Source organism: Pseudogracilibacillus sp. ICA-222130, assembly GCF_037892545.1.
Lineage (GTDB): Bacteria > Bacillota > Bacilli > Bacillales > Amphibacillaceae > Pseudogracilibacillus.
The window spans coordinates 1-2,748 of sequence record NZ_JBBKBG010000063.1 but is presented as its reverse complement, the minus strand read 5'-3'; the positions used below and the strand labels follow the sequence as shown (position 1 = coordinate 2,748).

At 36.0% G+C, this 2,748-nt stretch carries 1 protein-coding gene; it reads left to right on the top strand.

What is annotated here, in order from left to right:
• The first annotated feature begins 264 nt into the window (after window positions 1-264).
• Window positions 265-2,475 carry an MMPL family transporter gene (locus WKT09_RS13545; protein WP_340416538.1) on the top strand — a complete coding sequence of 737 codons (2,211 nt, stop codon included), beginning with the start codon at window positions 265-267 and terminating at the stop codon, window positions 2,473-2,475.
• Window positions 2,476-2,748: the final 273 nt, after the last annotated feature.

Here is a 2,748-nt window from a genome sequence, read left to right as displayed (position 1 = left end):
TACAAAAAAGTAAATGGGAAGATTTGGTGAACTTCAAGGGAAGATGAATGACGGAGAGGAAAAGTAATATTACAATGGAAAGGAAGCGTGATAGTCACTTCATTTATAGAGATTGTTTCACATTTTTCTTAAGATGTTTAGATGAAAATGTATAGGTGAGAAATGTCTCGCATAATTTTGTATGAATTGTAAATATATATGCAAAAAAGAAAATGACTTATATCTTTACTATACCCATATTGGGAAAAGAAGGAGGGGGACAGAATGAATAATAAAATACATGCCTTGGTCGAATGTATTGTAAATAAAAAAACACGATGGGCGACCATTTTTATTTGGATTTTACTTATCGGTATTTTTTCTTTTCTTTGGCCACAAGTGAATGAGGAGGAAACGACAAATAATCAGTTGTTACCTGAAGATGCAATGTCTGTTGTTGCAAACGAAATAGATAATGAAGAGTTTTCTGATGGTGCGAGAGTACCTTTGTTATTAGTTTGGCATCGGGAAGATGGTTTAACGGAGGAAGATTTTAAAGAAATACAAGCGTTTTACCAAACGTTAGAGGAATCACCAGTAGATGAACAAAATTTTATTCCGCCGTTTCATGAAGCGCCAGTGGAAGCATTAAAAGGTAGTACATCAGAGGATGAAAAAGCACTAATTACGCCTGTCTTTTTTAAGGAAACCGCTTCTACAAATCAACTTCAAACAGCATTGGATGCTCTAGAAGAAAAGATGAAGAGTCAATTTGGTGATGAATTATTTGGGGAGTTAGACGAAAATGAATTACATGTACGTTTTTCAGGTCCGGTTGGTATTCAAACAGATGCAGTGTCATTATTTAGCAATGCAGATATAACATTATTAATTTCTACCGTGATATTAGTTTTTGTTTTATTAATTGTATTATATCGTTCGCCAATATTAGCGATCGTTCCATTAGTTGCGGTTGGTATTGCTTACGGTGTAATTAGCCCATTGTTAGGTTTCTTTGCGCAAAAGGAATGGATTGAAGTGGATGGGCAAGCAATTTCGATTATGACCGTATTATTATTCGGTGCAGGTACCGATTATTGTTTATTTTTAATTTCCCGTTATAGAGACGAATTACGAAAAGAAGCGGATAAGTATGTTGCATTAAGAAGGGCTTTAACTGGTACAGGTGGAGCTATTATGATGAGCTCGATGACGACAGTGGTTGGTCTACTGTCGCTTGCTTTAGCATATTATGCTTCTTATGATCGCTTTGCTGTGCCGTTTAGTTTAGCTATTTTCATTATGGGTATTGCGGCTTTAACATTATTACCAGCGATTTTAGCTTTATTAGGAAGATTTGCTTTTATTCCGTTCATCCCTCGCCCTGAGGAAATGATTCAAGAGCTGGAACAGAAAAAAGGCAAGAAAATTCGCCGTCCTAAACCAAGTCATCGATTTGGTAAAAAGTTAGGGAATTTCGTTACATCTAAACCGTGGACGATTATCCTTTTATCTTTATTCATTTTAGGAAGTTTAGCGGCATTTGTACCAAAAATGCAATTTACGTATGGATTATTAAACTCTTTTCCAGAGGATATGCCATCACGTGAAGGTTTTACATTAATTGCTGATCATTATCCACCAGGTGAAATTGCTCCAGTCGATATAATAGTGGATACGGAAGGGGAAGATGTTTCCTTACAAGAAAAGTTAGAAGCACATCCTCTTGTAGAAAATGTGGAAGATGCTGTGGAGGGAACAAACAAAGATACGTTGAAAAAATGGCAAGTAACACTTTCGATTGATCCTTATGCGACGGAAGCGGTAAATAGTATACCTGAGTTTCAGGAAATTGCATGGAATGCATTAGAAGAAGCGAATGTGGCGAATGTGGAAGAGAATGTATGGATTGGTGGAGAAACAGCTACTTTATTTGATACGGAAGAAATTACAAGTAGGGACCAGGCTGTTATTATTCCTGTTTTACTTCTCGTTATCGCTATATTATTAGTCGTTTATTTAAAATCGATTGTTGCGATGGTTTATTTATTAGCAACTGTATTGCTATCCTATTTATCTGCTTTAGGTTTAGGGTGGATTGTATTGCATTACTTATTTGGTGTGTCGGAAATTCAAGGGTTAATTCCGTTGTATGCATTTGTTTTTCTAGTCGTTTTAGGAGAAGATTATAATATTTTTCTCGTCTCTAATATTTGGAGAAAACGTAAAGAAATGCCACTTAAAAAAGCTATTGCAGAAAGTGTCGGAGAAACAGGTAGTGTCATTAGTTCGGCAGGTTTAATTTTAGCTGGAACGTTTTCCGTATTAGCTATATTACCTTTACAAGTATTAGTTCATTTTGGAACGATTACAGCTATAGGAATTTTATTGGATACGTTTATTGTGAGACCTTTATTAGTCCCAGCTATTACGACAGTACTTGGGCGCTTTGCATTTTGGCCAGGTAAAATGTGGAAAATGCATGAGGACGAATAAGGGGACGTAACTTAATGGTCAGTGATTTTTTAGACGAATCCTATCATGGTTCCTCTTCCATAATACAAATAAGAAATAGAAAACACTTTATGATGTTTGCATGAATATGTTTTGCTCTCGTGCCAACGTTTGAAAATTGGCAAGGTCAGGTAGTATTTTTTTGAGAAAACCACTCAAAAAAATCTCCACCTTTTTCCTTGTCAATTTCCATTTTGTCCGTATCGTCTTGTCTACCGACAGCCGTACTCAGTAAAAGCAAAAACTAGCACGCTA

Bases quoted from the DNA above. Each gene is read 5' to 3' on its own strand.
- WKT09_RS13545 (WP_340416538.1), top strand. From the start codon at position 265: ATGAATAATAAAATACATGCCTTGGTCGAATGTATTGTAAATAAAAAA.